Raw genomic sequence first — 26822 nt, 5'->3', positions numbered from 1 at the left:
CCGGCACGGGCGCCGACGCGCTCCTCAGCGTGCCGCCGCCAGGAACTGAGTGGCCGCCAGCTCCCCGTACAGCGGATCGTTCGCCACCAGCTCGTCGTGCGTGCCCACCGCCCGCACCTTGCCCGCGTCCATCACCACGATGCGGTCCGCGAGCGTCACCGTCGACAGCCGGTGCGCCACCACCAGCACCGTCACCTCCCTCGCCGCCTCCGCCACCGCGTCCCGCAGCGCCAGCTCGTTGACCGCGTCCAGCTGGGACGTCGCCTCGTCCAGGAGCAGCAGCCGGGGCCCGCGCAGCAGCGCCCGCGCGATCGCCACGCGCTGGCGCTCACCGCCGGACAGCTTGGAGCCACGATGCCCGACCAGCGTCTCCAGACCGTCCGGCAGCCGCTCGACGAGCCCGTCCAGCCTGGCTCGTACGAGGACTTCCCGGATCCGCTCGTCGGTGGCGCCCGGGGCGGCGAAGACCAGATTCTCGCGCAGCGTCCCGGCCAGCACCGGCGCGTCCTGCTCGACATAGCCGATCGTCGCGCGCAGCTCGGGCAGCGACCAGTCGCGTACGTCCCTGCCGTCGACCAGGACCCGGCCGCCGGTGGCCTCGTAGAACCGTTCGATCAGTCCGAAGACGGTCGTCTTGCCCGCGCCCGAGGGGCCGACGAAGGCCGTCATCCCGGGGCCCGGAATCTCGAAGGAGACACCGTGATGGACGTACGGAAGCTCTTCGCGGTACCGGAAGGTGACGTCCTCGAAGGCCACGGTGGCCGGGCCCCCGCCGTGCGACCCGGCCGCCCCCGCCCTTTCGGCGGCCGGTTCCAGGACCTCCGTCTCCAGCCGCTCCGCCTCCGCGATCCTGGCGACGGCCGCCGATCCCACCTGGTACTGCGTCACCGCCTGCACCAGCTTCGAGACGGGATCCATCAGATAGAACAGGAACAGCAGAAACGCGATCAGCGTCGAGATGGAGATGGCCCCCGAGGCCACCCGGGCCCCGCCGATCCCCAGCACCGCGAGGAACGACACCTGTACGGCGAGCCCGACCGAGGACCCGGCCAGGGACTGCCACTTCGCGGCCCGTACGCCGTGCCGCCACGCATCCTTGGCCGCCGCCTCCACCACGGCGGCCTCGCGCTCCTCCGCGCCCGACGCCTTGACCGTACGGAACGCGCCGAAGGCCCGCTCCAGCACGGTGGATATATGGCCGACGGCCTCCTGCGACCGTCGCGTCGCCCGCGAGATCCGGGGCATGACCAGCGCCACGGCGGCGCCGATCACCACGATCACGCCCAGCGTCACCCCGAGCAGCACCACGTCCATCACGCCCATCAGCACGACGGTCGCCAGGAACGCGAGCCCGCCGGTGCCCGCCGAGACGATCGACTGGGTCGTCACCGCGCGCAGCAGTGTGGTGTCCGAGGTGACCCGGGACATCAGATCGCCCGGCTGGGTCCGCTCCACCTCGGGCAGCCGCAGCCGCAGCAGCCGTCCGATCAGGGTGCGGCGGGCGGCGAGGACGACCGACTCGGCGGTCCGCTCCAGGAGATACGAGGCGAGCGCCTCGATCGCCGTACCGAACACCACCAGCCCCGTCAGCACCAGCAGGATGCCGGTGATCGAACCGTCCTCACCCAGCCGTTCGACCAGGGTCTTGGCGGCGAGCGGCTGCGCCAGTCCGGCCGCCGCGCCGATCAGCGCCAGGAAGGCGCCGAGGGCAACGATCCGGCGGTGCGGCCGGAAGTGCCGGTACAGGGCCCGCCAGGTCTCCCCGGCGGAGAGCCGGGCCGTCTCGGGTGCGCCGGCTCCGCCGCCGCTCTCTCTGCTGCTCACGACCGTGAGGACGCGTCCGGGGGCCCCTCACCTGACTGACTCCCCGGCCGGATCATGTCCCGGGTCTCAGCCACGCACGCCGCACAGATGCAGCAGCGCGGCGACCCTCCGGTACGGATCGGTGCGCCCCGCCCGGTCCTCCAGGGCCAGCAGCCGTTCCAGCTCCTCCCTGGCGGGCGCCTCGGCGTCCCCGGCCGCGCCGTCCGTGAAGACGCGTACGCCGTACCAGGCGCCCAGCGGCGCGGCGATCCCCGCCAGCGTGGCGGTGAGCGCCTCCAGCCGGTCCGCGTGTACCCGCAGCCCCAGCCGGTTGACATAGGTGTCCGTGTCGAAGGATTCCAGCGCCCCCGCCCAGTCCCCGGCCAGACCCGGCCGCAGGGCCAGGGTGTCCCCGTTGCGTACGAGCAGCGACAGCAGACCGCCCGGTGCCACCATTCTGGCCAGCCCCGCGAGCAGCGCGTCCCGCTCGTCGGCGTACATCAGCACCCCGTGGCAGAGGACCACGTCGAAGCTGCCGGGCAGGAAGTGCACCCCGGTCTCCAGGCCCTCGCCCTCGATCAGCCTGACCCGCTCACGTATGCCCGCGGGCTCGTCGGCGAGCGTCGCGCGGGCCTCGGTGAGCAGCGCGGCGTCCGACTCAAGGCCGGTGACCGTGTGTCCGGCGCGCGCCAGGCGCAGGGCCTGGGTGCCCTGTCCCATGCCGACGTCCAGGACGCGCAGCCGCCGCCCCACCGGGAAACGGCCGACGATCTGCTCGTCGAGCTGGCGCGCGACGAGTTCACGCCGGACGACATGGCGCAGCGCGCCACCGGTGACCGGTCTGTCGGCCGGGCCCTCCGGGTGGCGGGGGACTTCCGTGCTCAGGGCCGCTCTCCGCGCTTGACCTGCGGCTTCGGCAGCCGCAGTCGGCGCATCTGGAGCGTACGCATCAGGCCGTAGGCCACCGCACCGCGCTTGGGGGTGTCCGGGAAGCGCTCGGCGAGCTGCTTCTTCAGCCGGAACCAGAGCCCGATCGAGTCGATGACGATCAGCACGATCACACCGAGCCACAGCAGCAGCGCGATGTTCTGGAGGGCACCGACCCTGATCATGCTCAGCACGAGGATCACCACCGCGAGCGGCAGGAAGAACTCGGCCATGCAGAAGCGTGAGTCGACGAAGTCGCGGACGAAGCGCCGTACCGGCCCCTTGTCACGGGCTGGCAGATAGCGCTCGTCACCACTCGCCAGCGCCTCGCGCTGCTTCGCCAGATCCGCGCGGCGTGCCTCGCGCTGGCGCTTCATGGCCGTCTTGCGGTCGGTCGGCGTCGTGGAGGCGCGACGTCGCTGCGTCTGCGCCTCACTGCGCTTGGGAGTCGGGCGGCCCTTGGGGGCCTGCGGGTCGCGGGGCTGCGTGGAGAGGCCCGGTGTCACCTGGGTGGCGGGGGCCTTCTCTTCCTTGGAACGGCTTCGGAACACAAAACCCAAGGGTACGGGGTGCCGTGGTTGGACCCCACCCCCGCGGGGAACGATCCCGCAACAGCGAGCGTCCGTATGGGGACAGAGGGGGACTTTGTCTCCCCTGTCCCTGACAGCCGTCTACTCCTTGCGCCTGACCGGGCGGCGGAGCAGTCGTCCTTGGGGAGGAGCGCATCCGTGCTGGAACAGTGCGGTAATAGAGGCAGGGCCCGTACTGTGGGTTCTGTTGGAGTGCTGGAGCTGTAGTCCGTCAGAAGGGGGCGCGCGAAGCCCATGAGCGGTGTCATGAAGCGTATGGGGATGATCTTCCGCGCGAAAGCCAACAAGGCCCTTGACCGGGCCGAGGATCCGCGCGAGACCCTTGACTACTCGTATCAGAAGCAGCTTGAGCTGCTGCAGAAGGTACGTCGCGGGGTCGCCGATGTGGCGACGTCCCGCAAGCGGCTGGAGTTGCAGCTGAACCAGCTGCAGGGCCAGTCGTCGAAGCTGGAGGACCAGGGCCGCAAGGCGCTGGCGCTCGGCCGGGAGGACCTGGCGCGCGAGGCGCTCTCCCGCCGTGCCTCGCTCCAGCAGCAGGTCAGCGACCTGGAGACGCAGCACCAGACGCTGCAGGGCGAGGAGGAGAAGCTCACGCTCGCGGCGCAGCGCCTCCAGGCCAAGGTCGATGCCTTCCGTACGAAGAAGGAGACCATCAAGGCCACCTACACCGCGGCACAGGCGCAGACCCGGATCGGGGAGGCCTTCTCGGGCATCTCCGAGGAGATGGGCGACGTCGGTATGGCGATCCAGCGCGCGGAGGACAAGACCGCGCAGCTCCAGGCGCGCGCCGGCGCGATCGACGAGCTGCTGGCCTCCGGCGCCCTGGACGACCAGTCCGGGATGGCGAAGGACGACATCGCCGCCGAGCTGGACCGGATCTCCGGCGGCACGGACGTCGAGCTCGAGCTCCAGCGCATGAAGGCGGAGCTCGCGGGCGGCTCGGCCCCGAAGCAGGCGATCGAGGGCGGCACCCAGGACGCCCCGCCGACCACGAACAAATTCGACAAGCAGTAGGGATTCGTCATGATCGTACGGATCATGGGGGAGGGCCAGGTGAAGCTGGCGGACAGCCACTTCACCGAACTCGACAAGCTGGACGACGAGCTGCTGGCCGAGATCAGGAACGGTGACACGGACGGCTTCCGCCGTACGTTCCACGCCCTCCTGGACAAGGTCCGCGAGCTCGGCGAGCCACTGCCCGACGACTCCCTGGAGCCGTCCGAACTGATCCTGCCCGCTCCTGGCGCGACCCTGGAAGAGGTCCGCGAGATGCTGAACGACGACGGCCTGATCCCTTCGGCCTGACCGGCGTCTCCCGCACTCCAGCACTCCCCGCGTGCCCCGCGCCTCCGGCTCCGTCCGGTGGGCGCGGGGCACGCGCATGCACGGCCCCGCGTCCGGGATGCGGCACACAGGCGCGTGGGCGCGCCACCCCGGACCCCGTACCGTTGCTTCGTGACCCCTTTCGGATGCCTGACGTGACCCCCCTCGGAACCGCGCTCGTCCGTGCGCGCGGCTCGGTGCGCGCGCATCCCTTCGTGGCCGACGGAGTGCTGGCCGCGGTCGTCCTCACCTGCATGCTGCTCGGGTCGTTCACCGAGCCGCACACCGGTCCCGGCGGCCCCACCTTCGGCACCCGTTCCCCCAACACGCTCGGCGTCCTGCTCATGGTGCTCGGCGCGAGCGCGCTCGCCTTCCGCCGCCGCGCGCCGCTGCCCGTACTGCTGTGCACCGGCGGACTGTCCCTCGTCGATCTCTTCACGAACCATCCGCCCGAGAGCGTGGTGATCTGCGCCATCATCGCGCTCTACAACGTCGGCGCCCACACCGACCGGCCCACCACCTGGCGGGTCGGCCTCGCGACGGCGGTCGTCCTCACCGCCGTGGCGATGTGGGTGAGCCCCGATCCCTGGTACGCCCAGAAGAATGTGTCGCTCTTCGCCTGGACCGGCATGGCGGGCGCCGCGGGGGACGCCGTACGCAGCCGCCGCCGCTTCATCGACGCCATCCGCGAGCGCGCGGAACGGGCCGAACGAACCCGGGAGGAGGAGGCGCGCCGCCGGGTCGCGGAGGAGCGGCTGCGCATCGCCCGCGATCTGCACGATGTGGTCGCCCACCACATCGCCCTGGTCAATGTGCAGGCCGGAGTCGCCTCGCACGTCATGGACAAGCGCCCCGACCAGGCCAAGGAAGCGCTGGCCCATGTACGGGAGGCCAGCCGCTCCGCGCTCAACGAACTGCGCGCGACCGTCGGGCTGCTGCGGCAGTCCGGCGATCCGACGGCCCCCACCGAACCGGCCGCCGGCCTCGCCCACATCGACGGGCTCCTCGACACCTTCCGCAACGCGGGCCTCCCCGTGGAGTTCGCGGTGAACGGGGCGGGCGGCTCCGGGAGCCGGCTCCCCGCCGCCGTCGACCTCGCCGCGTACCGGATCATCCAGGAGGCCCTGACCAACGTGCGGAAACACGCGGGGCAGTCGGCGAAGGCCGAGGTCAGCGTCGTACGCGTGGGCGCCACCGTCGAGATCACCGTGCTGGACGACGGCCGGGGCACGGGCGAGCCCGGGGACGGCGGCGGCCACGGCCTCATCGGCATGCGCGAGCGCGTCTCCGCCCTCGGCGGCACCCTCAGCGCGGGGCCCCGCTACGGCGGCGGCTTCCGCACCCAGGCGATACTGCCGGTCATGAACCGCACGGGGGAGAACGTATGACGATCCGGGTCCTGCTCGCCGACGACCAGACACTGCTGCGCAGCGCGTTCCGGGTCCTGGTGGACTCCGAGCCGGACATGGAGGTCGTCGGGGAGGCCGCCGACGGCGCGCAGGCCGTGGCCCTCACCCGCTCCACCCGGCCCGATGTCGTGCTGATGGACATCAGGATGCCCGGCACGGACGGCCTCGCCGCCACCCGCGTGATCAGCGCGGACCCGGACCTCGCCGGGGTGCATGTCGTCATGCTGACGACCTTCGAGGTCGACGAGTACGTGGTGCAGTCGCTGCGTGCCGGAGCCTCCGGCTTTCTCGGCAAGGGCGCGGAGCCGGAGGAACTGCTCAACGCCATCCGGATCGCGGCGGCCGGTGAGGCGCTGCTCTCGCCCGTCGCGACGAAGGGTCTGATCGCCACCTTCCTCGCGCAGAGCGCGAGCGCGGGTTCGGGCGAGCACGCGGCCCCGACGGTCAGCCCGAAGCGGCTGGAGGCGCTCACCGGGCGCGAGCGCGAGGTGCTGGTGCTGGTCGCGGGCGGCTACTCCAATGACGAGATCGCGGAGCGTCTCCGGGTCAGTCCGCTGACGGTCAAGACCCATGTGAACCGCGCGATGGCCAAACTCGCGGCCCGCGACAGGGCCCAATTGGTAGTAATCGCGTACGAATCGGGCCTGGTACGCCCAAGGGTGGAGTAGGACACCGTCCGGGGGTGGAATAGCACACCGCTCGTGCGTACTCCAAGTGCGGTACGCGCCGGATAAAGAACTCGACTTCTGGTCTACGGATCGGCCCCCGTTGATGGCCGATCGTATAGAGGGGCCGTCGTCGCCCATCCGCGGAGATTCCGCAGTGCCCCTCCGCGGCCGAGCCGCCGCTTCCACCTCCCGCGTACACCACAGAAGAGAGACCCCCATGTCCTGGTTGTCGAGATTCAGTCTCTCGCAACGGGCCCTGATCGGGCTGATGTCGATCGTCGCGATCGTCTTCGGAGCCATCGCGATACCGCAGCTCAAGCAGCAGCTCATGCCGTCCATTGAATTCCCTATGGTGTCGGTGGTCGCCTCCTACCAGGGCGCCTCCCCGGATGTGGTCGAGAAGCAGGTCGTCGAACCGCTCGAAAACTCCATCAAGTCGGTCGACGGCCTCACCGGCACCACCGCTACGGCCAGTGAGGGCAACGCCGTCATCCAGGCCAGCTTCGACTTCGGCGGCACGGAGACCAAGCAGCTGGTCGCCGACGTCCAGCAGGCCGTGAACCGCGCGGGCGCCCAGCTCCCCGCCGGTGTCGACCCGCAGGTCGTGGCCGGCTCGACGGACGACATCCCGGCCGTCGTCCTCGCCGTCACCTCCGACAAGGACCAGCAGGCGCTGGCCGATCAGCTGGACCGTTCGGTCGTCCCCGCCCTTCAGGACATCTCCGGCGTCGGCAACGTCTCCATCGACGGTGTCCGTGACCTCCAGATCGCCGTCACCCCCGACGACAAGAAGCTCGCCGCCGCGGGCCTCAACGCCATGGCGCTCTCCGAGGCGCTGAAGGCCGGCGGTGCCACCTTCCCCGCGGGTTCGTTCTCCGAGGACGGCAAGAGCCGTACGGTCCAGGTCGGCGGCGGATTCACCTCGCTGAAGCAGATCGAGGACCTGCGGGTACTGCCCCAGGCGGCCCCGGGCGGCGCCACGGGAACGCCCTCCGCGGTACGCGTCGGTGACATCGCCACCGTCAAGCAGAAGCCGGCCACCGAGACCTCGCTGACCCGCACCGACGGCAAGCCCAGCCTCGCCGTCACGATCACCATGGACAAGGACGGCAGCGCCGTCGCCATCTCGGACGCGGTCAAGGAGAAGCTGCCCGACCTCCGCAAGGACCTCGGCTCCGGCGCCACCCTCACGGTCGTCAGCGACCAGGGCCCGATGGTCTCCAAGTCGATCTCGGGACTGACCACCGAGGGCATGCTCGGTCTTGTCTTCGCCGTGCTCGTGATCCTGGTCTTCCTTCGCTCGATCCGCTCCACCCTCGTCACCGCCGTCTCCATCCCGCTCTCCGTCGTCCTGGCGCTGATCGTGCTGTGGACGCGTGACCTGTCGCTGGACATGCTCACCCTCGGCGCGCTGACCATCGCGGTCGGCCGGGTGGTCGACGACTCGATCGTCGTCCTGGAGAACATCAAGCGCCACCTGAGCTACGGCGAGGAGCGTCAGACCGCCATCCTCACCGCGGTCAAGGAGGTCACGGGAGCCGTCACCGCCTCCACCCTCACCACCGTCGCGGTGTTCCTGCCGATCGGTCTGGTCGGCGGCATGGTCGGCGAGCTGTTCGGCTCGTTCTCGCTGACGGTCACGGCGGCGCTGCTCGCCTCCCTGCTCGTCTCGCTGACCGTCGTACCGGTGCTCTCGTACTGGTTCCTGCGCGCGCCGAAGGAGGCCATCGGGATCAGCCCCGAAGAGGCCCGCCGTCAGGCCGAGGAGAAGGAGAGCAACAGCAAGCTCCAGCGGCGGTATGTACGGGTGCTGCACTTCGCGACCCACCGCCGCATCAAGAGCGTGGTCATCGCGGTCGTCGTCCTGCTGGTCACGTTCGCCATGGTGCCGGCGCTCAAGACCAACCTGTTCGACGCAGGTGATCAGGAAGTCCTCTCCATCAAGCAGGAGCTGGACCCGGGCACCAGCCTGGAGACGGCCGACGCCTCCGCGAAGAAGGTCGAGAAGGTCCTCTCCGGCATCGAGGAGATCAAGGAGTACCAGGTCACCGTCGGCGCCTCCGGCTTCGCGGCCGCCTTCGGCGGCGGTTCGGGCGCCAACCAGGCGACGTACCAGGTGACCCTGAAGGACGCCGCGACGTACAAGGAGACGCAGGACCGCATCGAGAAGGAACTGGCCGGCCTCGACGGCATCGGTCATACGGCGATCTCCTCGGGTGGCGGCGGCCTCGGCAGCCAGAACGTGAGCGTCGTGGTCAAGGCGTCCGAGGCGGACACCCTCCGCGAGGCCGCCGAGCAGGTCCGGGACACCGTCGCGAAGCTCGACGGCGTCACCGATGTGGAGAGCGACCTGTCGCAGTCCGTCCCGCGCATCTCGGTCAAGGCCAACGCCAAGGCCGCGGAGGCCGGGTTCAACGACGCCACACTCGGTGCGGCGGTCGGTCAGGCGGTACGCGGCACCGAGGCCGGCAAGGCGATCCTGGACGACACCGAGCGGGATGTCGTCGTCGCCTCGGCCAAGCCGGCCAAGACGATCGCCGAGCTGAAGAACCTGTCCCTGGGTCCGGTGAAGCTCGGGGAGATCGCGGACGTGAAGCTGGTCGACGGTCCGGTCTCGATGACCCGGATCGACGGCGCGCGGGCCGCGACGATCACGGCGCGGCCGACCGGTGACGACACCGGCACGGTCACCGCCTCGCTCCAGTCGAAGATCAACGCCCTGGAACTGCCGGCGGGTGCGACCGCGTCCATCGGCGGTGTCTCGGCGGACCAGGACGACGCCTTCGGACAGCTGGCTCTCGCCATGTTGGCGGCCATCGCGATCGTCTTCATGCTCCTGGTCGCGACCTTCCGCTCGCTGATCCAGCCGCTGATCCTGCTGGTCTCCATCCCCTTCGCCGCGACCGGCGCGATCGGTCTGCTGGTCATGACCGGTACGGCGATGGGCGTGCCCGCGATGATCGGCATGCTGATGCTGATCGGCATCGTGGTGACCAACGCGATCGTGCTGATCGACCTCATCAACCAGTACCGGGCACAGGGTATGGGCGTGGTGGAAGCGGTCGTCGAGGGCGGCCGTCACCGGCTCCGTCCGATCCTGATGACGGCCCTGGCGACGATCTTCGCGCTGCTCCCGATGGCGATGGGCATCACCGGCGAGGGCGGCTTCATCGGGCAGCCGCTGGCGATCGTGGTGATCGGCGGTCTGGTGTCGTCGACGCTGCTGACGCTGCTGCTCGTGCCGACGCTGTACACGATGGTGGAGCTGCGGAAGGAGCGCCGCGCGAAGAAGAAGGTGGGGAAGCGGCACGCCAAGGGGGGCAACGGCACCCCGGCCTCGGATTCGCCGAGCGAGCCGGAGCCGGTGAACGTCTGAGGTATCTCGTGAGATGAGATACGTGAGGTACGTGAGGTAACCGAAGGTGCCCCGGGGCGGCGATGATCGTGTCGCTGCTCCGGGGCACTGGTGTGTGGTGGGGGTTGGGGCGGAGGGGTGGTCGGGGTGGGCCGGGGGGTTTGGTGGCGGGTGGGGGCCGCCCCTGATCTTTGAGTGTCGCGGTTGCGGGTCGGGCGTCAAGGGCGCTCCTTCGTCGCGTCGGCTGCGCCGATTGCGCTTCGCTCCACCCTTGACACCCGCCCCTCCACCGCAAGTGCTGCTTTGAGGGGGGGCGGCCCGGGGGGAGGGGTCCCCGGGGAAGCACCCATGTGCCGGAGGCCGGTCGCCGACCGCAGGTCGGTGGGCCCTGCGGGGCGCGCGGCAGTGGAATGGGGTGGCCCGGCACCGGCTCAGCGACTGATCCCCGTGGGCGGCGGGGATTCATGCCCCGCTGGTGAGGCTGTGTGGGTGGTGGGGTGGGTGTGACTGGTGAGGCGCTGAGTGGGCGGGTCGGAGGCGGTGATGTGTCGTGGAGACGACTTAACCGAACTCAGGACGCATCACCGGCCTGAGGGCCCTGGAATGGCTTGCCAAACTGGGACATAGGGGGTGGGTGACGGGCTCGTCTGCCTCCGTCGACAGGTGCAGGCGACAACGAGCCCGCACAGCGGGGCATGAGTCCCAACTACCCACTCACATCGGCTCGCTGAGCCGGTGCCGGGCCGCCCCACTCCACTGCCGCGCGCCCCGCAGGGTCCACCGGGTCGCAGGCCGGGAACCGGGCCGGTCCACTGGACAGCCCTCCGGGGACCCCTCCCCCGGGCCGCCCCCCTCAAAGCAGCACTTGCGGTGGAGGGGCGGGGGTCAAGGGTGGGCGCAGCCCATCGGCTTGCCGACGCGACGAAGGAGCGCCCTTGACGCCCGACCCGCAACCGCGAAACTGAAACCTAAGGGGCGGCCCCCACCCGCCATGTCCGACTCCGGCCCACCCCGACTACCCCGCGACAAGGCGTGGCGTACCTACGGAAGCGCCAGCATCCGTTCCAGCGCCAGCTGCGCGAAGTCCGCCGTCTCCTTGTCGACCTGGATGCGGTTGACCTCGTTGCCCTCGGCCAGCGACTCCAGTGCCCACACCAGATGCGGCAGATCGATCCGGTTCATCGTGGAGCAGAAGCAGACCGTACGGTCGAGGAAGACGATCTCCTTGTCCTCGGCGGCGAAACGGTTCGCCAGCCGCTGTACGAGATTCAGCTCCGTGCCGATCGCCCACTTCGAGCCGGCCGGGGCCGCCTCCAGGGCCTTGATGATGTACTCCGTCGAGCCGACGTAGTCCGCCGCGGCCACGACCTCGTGCTTGCACTCCGGGTGCACCAGCACGTTCACGCCCGGGATCCGCTCCCGTACATCACGCACGGAGTCCAGCGAGAAGCGCCCGTGCACCGAGCAGTGGCCGCGCCACAGGATCATCTTCGCGTCGCGCAGCTCCTGCTGCGTGAGGCCGCCGTTCGGCTTGTGCGGGTTGTAGAGGACGCAGTCCTCCAGCGACATCCCCAGATCCCGCACCGCCGTGTTGCGCCCCAGGTGCTGGTCGGGCAGGAAGAGGACTTTGTCGCCCTGCTCGAAGGCCCAGTTCAGCGCGCGCTCGGCGTTGGAGGAGGTGCAGATCGTGCCGCCGTGCTTGCCGGTGAAGGCCTTGATGTCGGCCGAGGAGTTCATGTACGAGACGGGGACGACCCGCTCGGCTATGCCGGCCTCGGTCAGTACGTCCCAGCACTCCGCTACCTGCTCGGCGGTGGCCATGTCGGCCATGGAGCAGCCCGCGGCCAGGTCGGGCAGGACGACCTTCTGGTCGTCGCCGGTCAGAATGTCCGCGGACTCGGCCATGAAGTGCACGCCGCAGAAGACGATGTACTCGGCGTCGGGCCGCGCCGCCGCGTCCCTGGCCAGCTTGAAGGAGTCGCCGGTGACATCCGCGAACTGGATGACCTCGTCGCGCTGGTAGTGGTGGCCGAGGACGAAGACCTTGTCCCCGAGCTTCTCCTTCGCCGCGCGGGCGCGCTCCACCAGGTCCGGGTCGGACGGGGAGGGCAGATCGCCCGGACACTCCACGCCGCGCTCGCTGCGCGGGTCCGCCTCGCGGCCGAGCAGCAGCAGGGCGAGGGGCGTCGGCTGGACGGCGAGATCCTGACGGGGTTGGGCGGTGGTCACGTCACGCACCCTTTCTTCTCTGCAGACGAGCCTTTTCGTCTAATTGACACTATCTATGATAACCGGTTCACGTCACTTTGACGATGCCCATAGCGTCGATGTGACGCGTTCCCGGGCGGGGGCCCCGAGGAACCACCGGCTGCCGCATCGCGAGCCGGTGTGCGAGCATGAAGGAGGGAAAGACACGCGCCAGGGCCCGGAATGAATCCGCGGCCGAGCCGGTTGCACTGTCGGCAAGCAGTCCGTACAACCCGGGAGAGAAGCAGATGTCCGTATCGGACGAGACCACCACCGTGAGCGACGGCATCCTCCTGTCCGACGCCGCCGCGGGCAAGGTCAAGGCCCTGCTGGACCAGGAAGGCCGGGACGACCTCGCGCTGCGCGTCGCCGTACAGCCCGGTGGCTGCTCCGGCCTGCGCTACCAGCTGTTCTTCGACGAGCGCTCGCTCGACGGCGATGTCGTCAAGGACTTCGGTGGCGTCAAGGTCGTCACCGACCGGATGAGCGCCCCGTACCTGGGCGGCGCCTCCATCGACTTCGTCGACACCATCGAGAAGCAGGGCTTCACGATCGACAACCCGAACGCGACGGGCTCCTGCGCCTGCGGGGACTCCTTCAGCTAGGTCCTGCCCGGTAGGTCCTGTCCGGCCAGGACAGAGCGCGCGAACGACAGGCGGCGGCCCCGGAACCCTGGGGCCGCCGCCTGTCGTTCGTGTCCCTTCCCGTGCCTGCTCGTCTAGGACTTCTTCAGCGGCAGCGGATCGCCCGTCGTCGCCTCGATCACGCGCCGGTCGCCCAGCGGCTTGTCGAGCGTCACCTTCGCCGTCATGACCTTGGCCATCGCCACACAGACCGTCCCCGGCTCACTGAACTCGGTCAGCCGCACCTTCACCGCCGTGCCGCTCTCGTCCGCCGACGGCGTGTACGTACTGCACATACCGCCCGAGAAGTGCAGCGTCAGGGTCCGCCCCTCGGCGGTGTACGAGGTGACCCGCTGGACCCGGCCGCCCGGCGACTCCTCGCTCGGCTGCGGCCGTGACTGCGGAGGCTTCGGCTTCGCCAGGAACTCCGGGGCGACCGCGGGATGGGCGACCGTGTACGGCAGGGCGTCCCCGCCCGGCGCCACCTCGAACAGCCAGGACGGTACGAGCGCACCGCGCCCGTCCACGGACCGCATCGCCAGCCCGAAGACCGCCTTCTCGACCACCAGCGGCTCCGGGTTCGGGGCGCTCTTGGGCAGACACGGAGCCGCGGGGTTCCCGCCCTCCGACGAGGTCCCCTTCGAGGTCCCCTTCTCCAGCGGCTCTTCCAGCGGCGCCGGGGTCGCGCAACCGCCGATCCCGCCGCCGGTGGCGTCGCCCGGCGCGTTCAGCTCCTTCAGCGCCTCGTCCGCGCCGATCACCGGATACGAGTCGCTCTCCTCGGGGGCCGTCAACTGGCCGGTGCCGCCCGTCACATGCCCGTTGGCGTCCACCTGGATCCCGGTGGACCAGCCATGGGTGGGCAGCCCGCCGACCACCGGGTCCGCGTTCACCACCCGGATCGCGCCCATCAACTGGCGTGCGTCCAGCGCGGCCTGGTCCTGGCCCAGCGACTTCAGTACCGGAGCCGCCGCCCGCTTCGCCGCCGCCTCGCTCACGGCCTCAGCGCGGCCGTCGCCCCCGGTGCCGGCCACGGATCCGGACCCGCCGGCGCCACCCATGCTCGGACAGCTCTTCCCCTTGAGACAGTTGTCACCGCCCGAGGGGCCGTACCGTTCGAAGGTCCAGGTGCCCGGCGCCTGCTTGTCGACACGGAGAAGCGGACCGGAACCGTCCTTCTCCGTACCGACCTTCCAGACCGTCCCGTCGGACCGCGGCGCGCCCGCCACCCCGAGCGCCCCGGCCAGCCGGGCCACATCGGCCGCCGCGACCTCTCCGTTCGTCCGGTAGACCCGGGCCGTCGCGGGACCGTCGGGCAGCGCGCCCTTGGCGCGGTAGGTGACCCCGCTCGGATCCGGCTCGCCCGGCGCGATGCCGGGCGGCTCGGACGGGCCGGTTCCGGCCACGGACCCGGTTCCGGAACCGCTCGCCGCGCCGTCGAGGGCGAGCGGCGGTGGCTTGCCGCTCCCCGCCGCACCGCTTCCGCCGTCCGTGGCGTCGCCGGAGGCGCTGGTGGCGAAATACGCGCCACCGCCCCCGGCGATCAGTACCGCCGCCGCCACCGTGGCGATGGCGAGCGGGGAACGCCGCAGGCGGGGGCGTTCGGGGGCGTCGGCGCCCGCTGTGCTCTGCTGAGGCCGCTCCGTGCTGGTCACCGCTGCGCTCCTTCGGCTGTGCATCGTCCCGGGTCGTCCCCTGACGCCGGTGGGACGGAACGGAGGAACGGGCGGTTCCCCGGAGTGCGCCGAGTGGGTGTCCGGGCCGGACGTTGTCCGGTATCCGCGTCCCGTATCCGCCCCGTATGACCGCCCGTTTCGCCGAGAAGACACCGCTATCAGGCGGTTAGTGAGCTTAGGAAGGTCGCCGGGGACCCGATAGCGTGAACTGTCAACCGTTCTCCTCATCAGGAGCGTTCACGCCGTGCGAATCGCAGTCACCGGCTCCATCGCCACCGACCATCTGATGACCTTCCCCGGCCGCTTCGCCGACCAGCTGGTCGCCGAGCAGCTCCACACGGTCTCCCTTTCCTTCCTGGTCGACAACCTCGATGTGCGCAGGGGCGGTGTCGGAGCCAACATCTGCTTCGGCATGGGCCAGCTGGGCACAGCTCCCATCCTGGTCGGCGCGGCCGGTGCGGACTTCGACGAGTACCGCGCCTGGCTGGACCGCCACGGGGTCGACACCCTGTCGGTCCGTATCTCCGAGGTCCTGCACACGGCCCGCTTCGTCTGCACGACCGACGCCGACCACAACCAGATCGGCTCCTTCTACACGGGCGCGATGAGCGAGGCCCGGCTGATCGAGCTGAAGAAGGTCGCCGACCGCGTCGGCGGCCTGGACCTGGTGCTGATCGGCGCGGACGACCCCGAGGGGATGCTCCGCCACACCGAGGAGTGCCGCACCCGCGGGATCCCGTTCGCCGCGGACTTCTCGCAGCAGATCGCGCGCATGGGCTCGGACGAGATCCGCACCCTGCTCGACGGCGCCACCTATCTCTTCTCGAACGAGTACGAGAAGGGGCTCATCGAGTCCAAGACCGGCTGGTCGGACGCCGAGATCCTCTCCCGGGTCGGCCACCGCGTCACGACGCTCGGCAAGAACGGCGTCCGTATCGACCGCGTCGGCGAGGAGCCGATCATCGTCGGCTGCCCCGAGGAGGAGACCAAGGCCGACCCGACGGGCGTCGGCGACGCCTTCCGCGCCGGATTCCTCTCGGGCCTCGCCTGGGGCGTCGGGCTGGAGCGCGCGGCCCAGGTCGGCTGCATGCTCGCGACCCTCGTCATCGAGACCGTCGGCACGCAGGAGTACACCCTGCGCCGGACCCACTTCATGGAGCGCTTCACCAAGGCGTACGGCCATGACGCCGCCGCCGAGGTCCAGGCCCACCTGGCCTGACTCCACGCTCTACGACATCCGGCGGACCACATACGCGACACCGTGGTCCGCCGGCCGCTCGCCCACGTACTCCTGGCCGCGCATCTCGCACCACGCCGGAATGTCCAGCCGCGCCGCCTCGTCGTCCGAGAGCACCGTCACCGTCCCGCCCACCGGTACGTCGCCGAACACCTTCGCCAGCTCGATCACCGGAATCGGGCACCGCTTGCCGAGCGCGTCCACCACCAGCGACGGCTCCATGCCCGGGGACCCGGCGGCGGAGACCGGCGCTCCCAGGCGCTCCCGTACGCCGGACACCACCGAGGGCAGCACCTCCAGGAACCCGTCCACATCCGTCTCCGGCGTGCCGGGGGGCAGCGAGATCCGGACGTTCCCCTCCGACAGCACGCCCATCGCCCGCAGCACATGGCTCGGGGTCAGCGTGCTGCTCGTACAGGAGGAGCCGGAGGAGACGGAGAACCCCGCCCGGTCCAGCTCGTGCAGCAGCGCCTCTCCATCGACATAGAGACAGGAGAACGTGACGAGATGGGGGAGCCGGCGGTCCGGATCGCCCACCACCTCCACATCGGGCACCAGCTCGGGCACCCGCGTCCTGATCCGGTCCACCAGCGCCCGCAGCCGCACCGACTCGTCCGCGGCCTCCGCGCGTACCGCCCGCAGCGAGGCCACCGCGGCCACGATCGCCGGGATGTTCTGGAACCCGGGAGCGCGCCCCGACTCCCGCTCGTCGGCCGGACCCCCCGGGGCGAACCGGACACCCTTGCGTACGGCGAGCAGCCCCACGCCCGCCGGGCCGCCCCACTTGTGCGCGCTGCCCGTCAGCAGCGACCACGCGCCCTCCACCGGGCCCCAGCCCAGCGACTGCGCCGCGTCCACCAGCAGCGGTACGCCCCGGCTGCGGCACGCCTCGGCGACGGCCGCCACCGGCTGCTCCGTACCCACCTCGTGGTTGGCCGACTGGAGACAGGCCAGCGCCGTGTCCTCGCGCAGCGCTCCCGCGTACGCGTCGGGCGACACCGCGCCGAGCCGGTCCACCGGCACCTCGGTCACCGCGCCGCCGGTCGCCGCCTCATGGGCCGCCGCCGCGTGGAGCACCGAGGAGTGCTCCACCGCGGAGACCACCGCGTGCCGCCCGATACGCCGGCGCCCCGACAGCGCGCCCGACATTCCGGAATGCACCGCATGTGTCCCCGAAGGAGTGAAAACCAGTTCGTCGGGGCGGCATCCGACGGCCTCGGCGGCGGCCTCGCGCGCCGCGTCCAGCAGCACCGCGGCCCGCCGGCCCTCGCGGTAGAGCCGGGCGGGGTCGGCCCAGCCCTCGTCCAGGGAAGCCTGGAGAGCCTGCCGGGCGACAGGGTGCAGCGGAGCCGAGGAAGCGACGTCGAAGTAGGCCACGCCCCACGCTAACGCGCGCCGGTTCCGGTTATCCGGAGGGAGCGTCAGAAGCGCCCCGGAAGCGGCCCTTCCAAGGCCCCGGGAGAGCCCCGGGAACGGCAAGTCCACCCCTTCGTGGAGTCGGGCGGCGCGTTGGGCACCCTCCCCGCACGGCCCTAAATCGCGTCCAGTAGGGTTTGGTCCGCATAAACATCCAAACCCCTGCCTGCGTGGGCCGGCGACCGACCAGGAGATGGCCGCAGCCGACCGCGCGGGCGAGACTCTCGGGAAGGCGCTACGTGAGTCCCAACGGCTCCGACCGCTCGTCGCGGCGCCCGATGCGGCGGAAGCTGCCGCAGGTGCTGACTGCGGGCCTGATCCTCGCGACCGCCACCGGTTGCACATACAAGGACTTCCCCCGCCTTGGAATGCCCACCCCAGTGACGGAGGAGGCTCCCCGGATCCTCTCCCTCTGGCAGGGCTCGTGGGCGGCAGCGCTCGTCACGGGCATCCTGGTATGGGGTCTGATCCTGTGGAGCATCATCTTCCACCGGCGCAGCCGCACCAAGGTGGAGGTACCTCCGCAGACCCGGTACAACATGCCCATCGAGGCGCTGTACACCGTGGTCCCGCTCATCATCGTCTCGGTGCTGTTCTACTTCACCGCCCGGGACGAGTCGAAGCTCCTCTCGCTCTCCGAGAAGCCGGCCCACACCGTGAACGTGGTCGGCTACCAGTGGAGCTGGGGCTTCAACTACATCGAGAACGTGGACGGCAACACCTCCACGGGCAACGAGATCCCCCCGGAGCTCGATGCCATCCCGAAGCGGTTCACCGACCAGTTCCCCAAGGGTGCCGAGGGCGTCTACGACGCCGGTGTGCCGGGCCAGCGGAACCCGCAGACCGGGAACCCGGGTCCGACGCTGTGGCTCCCCAAGGGCGAGAAGGTCCGGTTCATCCTCACGTCGCGTGATGTCATCCACTCCTTCTGGGTGGTGCCGTTCCTGATGAAGCAGGACGTCATCCCGGGGCACACCAACTCCTTCGAGGTGACCCCGAACCAGGAGGGCACCTTCCTGGGCAAGTGCGCCGAGCTCTGCGGCGTCGACCACTCGCGGATGCTCTTCAACGTCAAGGTGGTCTCCCCGGAGCGCTACCAGCAGCACTTGGAGGATCTGGCCAAGAAGGGCCAGAGCGGCTACATCCCGTCGGGCATCGCGCAGACGGATCCGGCCAAGAACGCGGAGACGAACAAACTGTGAGCATCCTCAACGAACCCCAGGGTGCCGCCGCAGCAGCTGACGACTCCTACGAGAGCGAGCTGCCGGTACGGCGCAAGCAGCCGGGCAATGTCGTCGTGAAGTGGCTGACCACCACAGATCACAAGACGATCGGCACGATGTACCTGGTCACGTCGTTCGCGTTCTTCTGCATCGGCGGTCTGATGGCGCTCTTCATGCGCGCCGAACTGGCCCGTCCCGGTACGCAGATCATGTCGAACGAGCAGTTCAACCAGGCGTTCACGATGCACGGCACGATCATGCTGCTGATGTTCGCGACGCCGCTCTTCGCCGGATTCGCGAACTGGATCATGCCGCTGCAGATCGGCGCGCCCGATGTGGCGTTCCCGCGGCTGAACATGTTCGCGTACTGGCTCTACCTCTTCGGCTCGATCATCGCCGTGAGCGGTTTCCTCACCCCCCAGGGCGCCGCCGACTTCGGCTGGTTCGCGTACTCGCCGCTGTCTGACGCGGTGCGTTCGCCGGGCATCGGCGCGGACCTGTGGATCATGGGTCTGGCCTTCTCCGGCTTCGGCACGATCCTCGGTTCGGTCAACTTCATCACCACGATCATCTGCATGCGCGCCCCCGGCATGACGATGTTCCGGATGCCGATCTTCACCTGGAACGTGCTGCTGACCGGTGTGCTGGTCCTGCTGGCCTTCCCGGTGCTTGCCGCCGCGCTCTTCGCGCTGGAGGCCGACCGCAAGTTCGGTGCGCAGATCTTCAACTCCGCCAATGGCGGGGCGTTGTTGTGGCAGCACCTGTTCTGGTTCTTCGGGCATCCAGAGGTGTACATCATCGCCTTGCCGTTCTTCGGCATCGTCTCCGAAGTGATCCCGGTCTTCTCGCGCAAGCCGATGTTCGGTTACATCGGTCTGGTGGCGGCGACGATCGCGATCGCGGGCCTGTCGGTGACGGTATGGGCGCACCACATGTATGTGACGGGCGGCGTGTTGTTGCCGTTCTTCTCCTTCATGACCTTCCTGATCGCGGTGCCCACCGGTGTGAAGTTCTTCAACTGGATCGGCACGATGTGGAAGGGCTCACTGTCCTTCGAGACACCGATGCTGTGGACGATCGGATTCCTGATCACCTTCGTGTTCGGTGGTCTGACCGGTGTGATCCTGGCGTCGCCGCCGATGGACTTCCATGTGTCCGACTCCTACTTCGTGGTGGCGCACTTCCACTACGTCGTGTTCGGCACCGTGGTGTTCGCGATGTTCGCCGGATTCCACTTCTGGTGGCCGAAGTTCACCGGCAAGATGCTGGACGAGCGGCTCGGGAAGATCACGTTCTGGACGCTGTTCATCGGCTTCCACGGCACCTTCCTCGTCCAGCACTGGCTGGGCGCCGAAGGTATGCCGCGCCGTTACGCGGACTATCTCGCCGCCGACGGCTTCACCGCGCTGAACACCATCTCCACGATCAGCTCGTTCGTCCTCGGCGCCTCCGTCCTGCCGTTCTTCTACAACGTCTGGAAGACGGCCAAGTACGGCAAGAAGATCGAGGTCGACGACCCGTGGGGCTACGGCCGTTCGCTCGAATGGGCGACTTCCTGCCCGCCGCCGCGGCACAACTTCCTCACGCTGCCGCGCATCCGTTCCGAATCGCCGGCGTTCGATCTGCACCACCCGGAGATCGCCGCACTGGAACACCTTGAGCTCGACGGCCACAAGGACACCGCCCTCGCGGGTGGCAAGGAGGTCGGCAAGTGAAGATCCAAGGCAGGCTGTTCATCTGGCTGAGCGTCTTCATCCTCGCCACCGCCGTTGTCTACGGCGTCTGGTCGAAGGAGCCGGTCGGTACGACGGCGCTGTTCCTGGCCTTCGGCCTGAGCATCATGATCGGGTTCTATCTGGCCTTCACGGCTCGCCGGATGGACGCGCTGGCTCAGGACAACAAGGAGGCCGATGTCGCGGACGAGGCCGGCGAGGTGGGGTTCTTCGCCCCGCACAGCTGGCAGCCGTTCTCGCTCGCCGTCGGTGGTGCGCTCGCCTTCCTGGGTATCGCTATCGGCTGGTGGCTGCTTTACTTCTCGGCACCACTGATCCTGATCGGCCTCTGGGGCTGGGTCTTCGAGTTCTACCGGGGCGAGAACCAGAACCAGTAGCACTCCGAGTGAACCCGGGGCCCGAGCATTCCATGCGGAGTGCTCGGGTCCCCCGTTTGCTCTTCTCACCGCGCGCAAAAGCGGCAGGCGTTCTTATCTTGTGCTCATGAATCACACGCCACGCTTGCGCACTGTCTTGAGCTGCACCCTGCTGGTCGTGTCCCTCTGGGCGAGCGCGACCGCGTGCGGCGGCAACGAGAAGCACCCGCTCTCCGCCAAGCCGTCCGACGCCACCGGCAAGATCTCCTTCAGTACGTCCGCGGGCAAGACCAAGGCCGACCCGGACAAGCCCCTCGAAGTCACCTCCACAGGGGCCGATGGCAAGATCACCGACGTCACCGCTGTCGACAAGACGGGCCACTACCTGGCCGGCGAACTCGCCGCCGACGGCACACGCTGGCACTCCACGGCGCCCCTGGCCGCCGGCAGCCGCTACACCGTCAAGGTCTCCACGGAGAGCAAGAAGGGTGCCCCCGGGCTCCGGACGCTCACCTTCGATACTCGCCCCGCCAAGAAGAAGCTCACCGTCGAATTCGGCCCGGACTCCGGCGAGTACGGGGTCGGTCAGCCCATCACCGCCACGCTCAGCGAGCCGGTCACCTCCAAGAAGGCCAGGGACGTGGTCGAGCGGTCCCTGAAGGTCCGCTCCCAGCCCGCCGCGGACGGCGGCGCCTGGCACTGGGTGGACGAAACCGAACTCCACTACCGCCCCAAGGACTACTGGCCCGCCAACGGGACCGTCACCGCGTGGAGCACCCTCGAAGGTGTGAAGATCAGCGACAAGCTGTACGGCGGGACGGTCAAGCCGATCAAGATGAAGACCGGCGACCGGGTCGAGGCCATCGTCGACGCCAGCGCGCACTACATGACGGTCTACGTCAACGGGGAAGAGATCAACAGCATTCCGGTGACCACCGGCAAGCCCGGCTTCTCCACGCGTAACGGCATCAAGGTCGTACTGGGCCAGGAGTACTTCGTACGGATGCGCGGCACCAGCGTGGGCATCGGCGGCGGCGAGGGCTACGACCTGCCCGTCTACTGGGCCACCCGCGTCACCTGGAGCGGTGAGTACGTACACGCCGCGCCATGGTCCGTGGGCTCGCAGGGGTCCGCGAACGTCAGCCACGGCTGCGTGGGCATGTCCACCGGCAACGCCGCCTGGTTCTTCGAGACCGTCCAGGAGGGCGACATCGTCCAGGTCATCAACAGCGCCGGGGACTACATGGAGGACTTCGGCAACGGCTACGGCGACTGGAACGTGGACTGGAAGGACTGGCGCGAGGGCAGCGTCCTCCAGGCCGGTACACGGGAGGGCAGCAGCCCCGCCGACAAGGCGAGGCTCCGTCCCGTCGTCTGAATCCGGGGAACCGAACCGCATGGTCCGAGAAGGGGCCGTGGACGTCCTGGCCGACGTCCGCGGCCCTCAGTCGTGCGTGGCCCTCAGGCGTCCACGGAGAGCCTGGTGCGCAGCAGGGAGGCCAGCGCCTCCGCGAAGCCGACCGGCTCGACCGGAAGCGTCACCGCGGCGTCCGCGCGGCTCCAGGTGGCCAGCCAGGCGTCCTGCGGGCGGCCGATCAGCAGCAGCACGGGCGGGCAGTTGAAGATCTCGTCCTTGATCTGCCGGCAGACCCCCATGCCGCCCGCCGGGACCGTCTCGCCGTCCAGCACGCAGACGTCGACGCCGCCCTTGTCCAGCTGCTTGAGCACCGCGGGCAGAGTGGCGCACTCCAGGAACTCGACGGGCGGCACATCGGCGGCCGGCCGGCGTCCCGCTGCCAGCCGGACCTGCTCGCGGGTGTTCGCGTCGTCGCTGTAGACCAGCACCGTGGCGGTCGGCTGCATTGTTCCTCCGTGACATCAGTGTCTGCGAGGGCTTCAGGGCGTCGTTGCCATGAACCGATGCCGCGGATGCTACTCCGTCGGACACCATGTCAGCACGGGTAATGACACCCCTTCGCCGGGCTGTTCGAGCAGGGCACACCCCGTGGACACACCGAACGGCACCCCCGGGGTCAGGGCGGGATAAGCGACCGACATAATGTCGGTCGTGGCGACAGCAACGACAGTAGAAACCGGGCACGCGCACCCGTCGGTCAATCGACCGAACCTCACCAGCGTCGGAACCATCATTTGGCTGAGTTCCGAGCTGATGTTCTTCGCGGCCCTCTTCGCGATGTACTTCACCCTGCGATCGGTGATGGGAGCCGAGTACTGGAAGGAAATGGCTCATGCCCTGAACATCCCGTTCTCGGCAACGAACACCACGATCCTGGTGCTCTCCTCCCTCACCTGTCAGCTCGGCGTCTTCGCCGCCGAGCGAGGTGACGTGAAGAAGCTCCGCACCTGGTTCGTGATCACGTTCGTGATGGGTGCGATCTTCATCGGAGGCCAGGTCTTCGAGTACACCGAGCTGGTCAAGAAGGACGGCATCTCGCTCTCCTCCGACCCGTACGGCTCGGTGTTCTATCTGACCACCGGCTTCCACGGTCTGCACGTGACGGGGGGTCTGATCGCGTTCCTGTTCGTCCTGGGCAGGACGTACGCGGCCAAGAGATTCACCCACGAGCAGGCGACCGCCGCCATCGTCGTGTCCTACTACTGGCACTTCGTCGATGTCGTCTGGATCGGCCTTTTCGCCACGATCTACTTGATCAAGTAGCCGGGCACCGCGCCCGAGCGCACACAGTCCAGAAGCACCGACGCAGAAGATCCTGACACCGGGGTAATCCGTGAAAAAGCTCTCCGCACGACGACGCCATCCGCTGGCGGCGGTCGTCGTCCTACTCCTCGCGCTGGCGGCCACCGGGGGGCTGTACACCGCGTTCGCGCCCGCGGGCAAGGCGCAGGCTGACGAAACCGCCCAGTCCCTCGCCATCGAGGAGGGCAAGAAGCTCTACGCCGTCGGCTGTGCCAGCTGCCATGGAACCGGCGGTCAGGGAACCTCTGACGGCCCGAGCCTGGTCGGCGTCGGCTCCGCCGCCGTGGACTTCCAGGTCGGCACCGGCCGTATGCCGGCCATGGCGCCCGGCGCCCAGGTGCCGAAGAAGAAGGTCATCTACTCGCAGAAGGAGATCGACCAGCTCGCCGCGTATGTCGCGTCCCTCGGCGCCGGTCCGATCACACCGACCGAGAAGCAGTACAGCCCCGCCGGTGCGGACATCGCCAACGGTGGCGAACTGTTCCGTACCAACTGCACCCAGTGCCACAACTTCACCGGTGAGGGTGGGGCGCTGACACACGGCAAGACCGCGCCGTCGCTTGAGGGCGTGGATCCGAAGCACATCTACGAGGCCATGCAGACCGGCCCGCAGAACATGCCGTCCTTCCCCGACTCCACGATGCCGGAGCAGCAGAAGAAGGACATCATCGCCTACGTCAAGGCGGTGAACGGTGAGCAGTCCGAGAGCCCCGGCGGTCTCAAGCTGGGTGGCCTCGGCCCGGTCAGCGAAGGGCTCTTCGCCTGGATCTTCGGTCTGGGTGCTTTGATCGCAGTTGCCGTCTGGGTCGCGGCCCACACCGCTAAGGCCAAGAAGTCATGAGTAGCCAAGAAGACATCCAAGAGAAGAACCTGCCGAGCGAGCAGGGGGCCGCGGGCAGCGCGGTGGAGCGTACGGACGACCCGTTCGCCGACCCGGGCCTGCCGGCCCACCGGCCGCGGGTGCAGGACATCGACGAGCGGGCGGCCAAGCGGTCCGAGCGCGCGATCGCCTTCCTGTTCCTGCTGTCGATGGTCGCGACGGTGGCGTTCATCGCCTCGTACGTGGCGTTCCCGGTCGACAAGATCGTCTTTATCTTCCCGTTCGGCCACATCAGCATCCTGAACTTCTCGCTGGGCCTGACCCTGGGTATCGCGCTCTTCTGCATCGGCGCCGGCGCGGTCCACTGGGCCCGCACGCTGATGTCGGACGTGGAGATGTCCGACGACCGCCATCCGATCGAGGCGACGCCCGAGGTCAAGGCGAAGGTCCTGGAGGACTTCGCCCAGGGTGCGGCGGAGTCCGGCTTCGGCCGGCGCAAGCTGATCCGCAACACCATGTTCGGCGCGATGGCGCTGGTGCCGCTCTCCGGCGTGGTGCTCCTGCGCGACCTGGGCCCGCTGCCCGAGAAGAAGCTCCGCTCCACGCTGTGGCGCAAGGGCAAAGAGCTCATCAACATGAACACCAATGAGCCGCTGCGCCCCGAGGACATCGTCGTGGGCTCGCTGACCTTCGCCATGCCCGAGGGCCTCGACACGCACAGCGAGGACTTCCAGAAGCAGATCGCCAAGGCGGCTCTGATGATCGTCCGGATCCAGCCGGACGAGATCAAGGACAAGCGCGAGCTCGAATGGTCCCACCAGGGGATCGTGGCGTACTCGAAGATCTGTACCCATGTCGGCTGCCCGATCAGCCTGTACGAGCAGCAGACGCACCACGTGCTCTGCCCGTGCCACCAGTCCACCTTCGACCTCTCCGACGGCGCCCGCGTCATCTTCGGCCCGGCCGGTCACGCCCTTCCGCAGCTGCGTATCGGTGTGAACGCTGAGGGCAACCTCGAAGCGCTCGGCGACTTCGACGAGCCCGTCGGCCCTGCCTTCTGGGAGCGCGGATGAGTACCGCTGACGAAAAGAACCGCAAGGCGCCCGCCGGTGAGCGGGTCGCCGACTGGGCGGACGGCAGGCTGGGCATCTACGGCCTGGCCAAGGCCAACATGCGGAAGATCTTCCCGGACCACTGGTCCTTCATGCTCGGTGAGATCTGCCTCTACAGCTTCATCATCATCATCCTCACGGGTGTGTATCTGACGCTGTTCTTCCACCCGTCGATGAACGAGGTGGAGTACCACGGCAGCTACGTCCCGCTCCAGGGCGTGATGATGTCGGAGGCGTTCGCCTCCACGCTGGACATCAGCTTCGACGTCCGCGGCGGTCTGCTGATCCGGCAGATCCACCACTGGGCCGCGCTGATCTTCCTCGCGGCCATGCTCGTCCACATGATGCGTGTCTTCTTCACGGGCGCGTTCCGCAAGCCGCGCGAGGTCAACTGGCTGTTCGGCTTCCTGCTGTTCGTCCTGGGCATGTTCACCGGGTTCACCGGTTACTCGCTCCCGGACGACCTGCTGTCCGGCACCGGTGTCCGGTTCATGCAGGGCGCGGTCCTGTCGGTGCCGGTCGTCGGAACGTATCTGTCGATGTTCCTCTTCGGCGGGGAGTTCCCCGGCGGCGACTTCGTGGCCCGGTTCTACTCGGTCCACATCCTGTTGCTGCCCGGCATCATGCTCGGACTGGTGGTGGCCCACCTGATCCTGGTCTTCTACCACAAGCACACGCAGTTCGCGGGCCCCGGCCGTACGAACAACAACGTCGTGGGCATGCCGCTGCTGCCGGTCTACATGGCGAAGGCCGGAGGCTTCTTCTTCCTGGTCTTCGGTGTGATCGCGATCGTCTCCGCGATCGCCACGATCAACCCGATCTGGGCCCTCGGCCCGTACCGTCCCGACCAGGTGTCCACCGGCGCCCAGCCCGACTGGTACATGGGCTTCTCCGAGGGACTCATCCGTGTGATGCCCGGCTGGGAGATCAACTTCGCCGGCCACACCCTCGTCCTGGGTGTCTTCATCCCGCTGGTGATCTTCCCGCTGGTGCTGGTCGCGATCGCGGTCTACCCGTTCATCGAGTCCTGGGTCACCGGTGACAAGCGCGAGCACCACATCGCGGACCGCCCGCGCAACGCACCGACCCGTACCGCGTTCGGTGTGGCGTGGCTGACCTGGTACTTCATCCTGCTGGTCGGTGGTGGTAACGACCTGTGGGCGACGCACTTCCATCTGTCGATCAACGCGATCACCTGGTTCGTCCGGATCGCCTTCTTCGCCGGACCGGTCATCGCCTTCATCGTCACCAAGCGGATCTGCCTGGGTCTCCAGCGGCGCGACGCCGAGAAGGTGCTGCACGGACGCGAGTCCGGAGTCATCAAGCGGCTGCCGCACGGTGAGTTCATCGAGGTCCACACCCCGCTGGAGCAGGGAGACCTGCACAAGCTCACCGCGCACGAGCAGTACAAGCCGGCCGAGATCGGCCCCACGGTCGACGAGAACGGCGTCGAGCGCAAGGTCGGCCCGACCGAGAAGCTCCGCTCGAAGCTGAGCAAGGGCTACTACGGCGAGGGCAGCCAGATTCCCAAGCCCACCGCCGAGGAGTACAAGGAGATCACCAGCGGCCACGGCCACCACTGATC

22 protein-coding genes are annotated in these 26822 nt (G+C 68.9%); 15 read left to right on the top strand and 7 right to left on the bottom strand.

The window, feature by feature from the left end; all coding sequences use genetic code 11:
* Window positions 1-24 precede the first annotated feature (24 nt).
* The 3 genes from M1203_RS18675 to M1203_RS18665 all read right to left on the bottom strand — a co-directional run bounded on the left by M1203_RS18675 (window position 25) and on the right by M1203_RS18665 (window position 3281).
* Complete coding sequence (locus M1203_RS18675) at window positions 25-1824, bottom strand: ABC transporter ATP-binding protein (RefSeq protein ID WP_249950867.1); 1800 nt, start codon at window positions 1822-1824, stop codon at window positions 25-27.
* A gap of 66 nt (window positions 1825-1890) precedes the next feature.
* The gene (locus M1203_RS18670; RefSeq protein WP_283958790.1) at window positions 1891-2625 is read right to left on the bottom strand and encodes a bifunctional 2-polyprenyl-6-hydroxyphenol methylase/3-demethylubiquinol 3-O-methyltransferase UbiG; all 735 of its coding nucleotides are present in this window, start codon (window positions 2623-2625) and stop codon (window positions 1891-1893) included.
* A gap of 59 nt (window positions 2626-2684) precedes the next feature.
* Window positions 2685-3281: a DUF3043 domain-containing protein gene (locus M1203_RS18665; protein ID WP_249950865.1), complete on the bottom strand. Its 597-nt coding sequence runs from the start codon at window positions 3279-3281 to the stop codon at window positions 2685-2687.
* Window positions 3282-3566: 285 nt separating this feature from the next.
* On the opposite strand from M1203_RS18665, the gene M1203_RS18660 reads away from it, so the two are divergent.
* From M1203_RS18660 to M1203_RS18640, 5 genes are all read left to right on the top strand, one after another.
* Window positions 3567-4334 carry a PspA/IM30 family protein gene (locus M1203_RS18660; protein WP_249950864.1) on the top strand — a complete coding sequence of 256 codons (768 nt, stop codon included), beginning with the start codon at window positions 3567-3569 and terminating at the stop codon, window positions 4332-4334.
* A gap of 9 nt (window positions 4335-4343) precedes the next feature.
* On the top strand, window positions 4344-4625 hold the full coding sequence (locus M1203_RS18655; protein WP_249950863.1) for a hypothetical protein: 282 nt from the start codon (window positions 4344-4346) through the stop codon (window positions 4623-4625).
* A gap of 164 nt (window positions 4626-4789) precedes the next feature.
* The gene (locus M1203_RS18650) at window positions 4790-6031 is read left to right on the top strand and encodes a histidine kinase (protein ID WP_249950862.1); all 1242 of its coding nucleotides are present in this window, start codon (window positions 4790-4792) and stop codon (window positions 6029-6031) included.
* Window positions 6028-6720, top strand: a complete 693-nt coding sequence (locus tag M1203_RS18645; protein WP_249950861.1) for a response regulator transcription factor — start codon at window positions 6028-6030, stop codon at window positions 6718-6720. Before M1203_RS18650 ends, M1203_RS18645 begins: the two co-directional genes overlap by 4 nt.
* Window positions 6721-6937: 217 nt before the next feature.
* On the top strand, window positions 6938-10096 hold the full coding sequence (locus M1203_RS18640) for an efflux RND transporter permease subunit (protein WP_249950860.1): 3159 nt from the start codon (window positions 6938-6940) through the stop codon (window positions 10094-10096).
* A 1020-nt stretch (window positions 10097-11116) separates the two neighbouring features.
* Here the strand turns inward: M1203_RS18640 and nadA are convergent.
* A complete protein-coding gene (nadA, locus tag M1203_RS18635) occupies window positions 11117-12304 on the bottom strand; it encodes a quinolinate synthase NadA (protein WP_249950859.1) in 1188 nt (395 codons plus the stop codon).
* A gap of 266 nt (window positions 12305-12570) precedes the next feature.
* Here nadA and M1203_RS18630 point away from each other — a divergent pair, with 266 nt between their 5' ends.
* Complete coding sequence (locus M1203_RS18630; protein WP_030355429.1) at window positions 12571-12927, top strand: iron-sulfur cluster assembly accessory protein; 357 nt, start codon at window positions 12571-12573, stop codon at window positions 12925-12927.
* A gap of 113 nt (window positions 12928-13040) precedes the next feature.
* On the opposite strand, the gene M1203_RS18625 is transcribed toward M1203_RS18630, so the two are convergent.
* Window positions 13041-14624, bottom strand: a complete 1584-nt coding sequence (locus M1203_RS18625; protein WP_374403332.1) for a hypothetical protein — start codon at window positions 14622-14624, stop codon at window positions 13041-13043.
* A 241-nt stretch (window positions 14625-14865) separates the two neighbouring features.
* Here M1203_RS18625 and M1203_RS18620 point away from each other — a divergent pair, with 241 nt between their 5' ends.
* Entirely contained in the window at window positions 14866-15840 is a 975-nt protein-coding gene (locus M1203_RS18620; protein WP_249950857.1) for a carbohydrate kinase family protein, read from the top strand.
* Between the two features lie 9 nt (window positions 15841-15849).
* On the opposite strand, the gene M1203_RS18615 is transcribed toward M1203_RS18620, so the two are convergent.
* Window positions 15850-17235: a cysteine desulfurase/sulfurtransferase TusA family protein gene (locus M1203_RS18615; protein ID WP_249950856.1), complete on the bottom strand. Its 1386-nt coding sequence runs from the start codon at window positions 17233-17235 to the stop codon at window positions 15850-15852.
* A gap of 278 nt (window positions 17236-17513) precedes the next feature.
* Here M1203_RS18615 and coxB point away from each other — a divergent pair, with 278 nt between their 5' ends.
* The 4 genes from coxB to M1203_RS18595 all read left to right on the top strand — a co-directional run bounded on the left by coxB (window position 17514) and on the right by M1203_RS18595 (window position 21964).
* Window positions 17514-18476, top strand: coding sequence for a cytochrome c oxidase subunit II (gene coxB, locus M1203_RS18610; protein ID WP_249950855.1), 963 nt, complete (start codon window positions 17514-17516; stop codon window positions 18474-18476).
* On the top strand, window positions 18473-20212 hold the full coding sequence (gene ctaD / locus M1203_RS18605; RefSeq protein ID WP_249950854.1) for a cytochrome c oxidase subunit I: 1740 nt from the start codon (window positions 18473-18475) through the stop codon (window positions 20210-20212). The genes coxB and ctaD overlap by 4 nt, the downstream gene beginning before the upstream one ends.
* Complete coding sequence (locus M1203_RS18600; RefSeq protein WP_249950853.1) at window positions 20209-20607, top strand: cytochrome c oxidase subunit 4; 399 nt, start codon at window positions 20209-20211, stop codon at window positions 20605-20607. The genes ctaD and M1203_RS18600 overlap by 4 nt, the downstream gene beginning before the upstream one ends.
* Before the next feature lie 106 nt (window positions 20608-20713).
* Window positions 20714-21964, top strand: coding sequence for an Ig-like domain-containing protein (locus M1203_RS18595; protein WP_249950852.1), 1251 nt, complete (start codon window positions 20714-20716; stop codon window positions 21962-21964).
* A gap of 83 nt (window positions 21965-22047) precedes the next feature.
* Here the strand turns inward: M1203_RS18595 and M1203_RS18590 are convergent, their stop codons facing one another.
* Complete coding sequence (locus M1203_RS18590; protein WP_249950851.1) at window positions 22048-22449, bottom strand: hypothetical protein; 402 nt, start codon at window positions 22447-22449, stop codon at window positions 22048-22050.
* Window positions 22450-22645: 196 nt separating this feature from the next.
* Here M1203_RS18590 and M1203_RS18585 point away from each other — a divergent pair, with 196 nt between their 5' ends.
* The 4 genes from M1203_RS18585 to M1203_RS18570 all read left to right on the top strand — a co-directional run bounded on the left by M1203_RS18585 (window position 22646) and on the right by M1203_RS18570 (window position 26820).
* Window positions 22646-23266 carry a heme-copper oxidase subunit III gene (locus M1203_RS18585; RefSeq protein WP_249950850.1) on the top strand — a complete coding sequence of 207 codons (621 nt, stop codon included), beginning with the start codon at window positions 22646-22648 and terminating at the stop codon, window positions 23264-23266.
* A gap of 70 nt (window positions 23267-23336) precedes the next feature.
* Window positions 23337-24146 carry a c-type cytochrome gene (locus M1203_RS18580; protein WP_249950849.1) on the top strand — a complete coding sequence of 270 codons (810 nt, stop codon included), beginning with the start codon at window positions 23337-23339 and terminating at the stop codon, window positions 24144-24146.
* A complete protein-coding gene (locus M1203_RS18575; protein WP_249950848.1) occupies window positions 24143-25198 on the top strand; it encodes a ubiquinol-cytochrome c reductase iron-sulfur subunit in 1056 nt (351 codons plus the stop codon). Before M1203_RS18580 ends, M1203_RS18575 begins: the two co-directional genes overlap by 4 nt.
* Window positions 25195-26820: a ubiquinol-cytochrome c reductase cytochrome b subunit gene (locus M1203_RS18570; protein WP_249950847.1), complete on the top strand. Its 1626-nt coding sequence runs from the start codon at window positions 25195-25197 to the stop codon at window positions 26818-26820. The genes M1203_RS18575 and M1203_RS18570 overlap by 4 nt, the downstream gene beginning before the upstream one ends.
* Window positions 26821-26822: the final 2 nt, after the last annotated feature.

Source organism: Streptomyces sp. 35G-GA-8 (assembly GCF_023534745.1).
In the GTDB taxonomy this organism is placed as follows: domain Bacteria; phylum Actinomycetota; class Actinomycetes; order Streptomycetales; family Streptomycetaceae; genus Streptomyces.
Note: the sequence above shows the minus strand (reverse complement) of the source record. Positions and strands in the feature narration are given on the sequence as shown.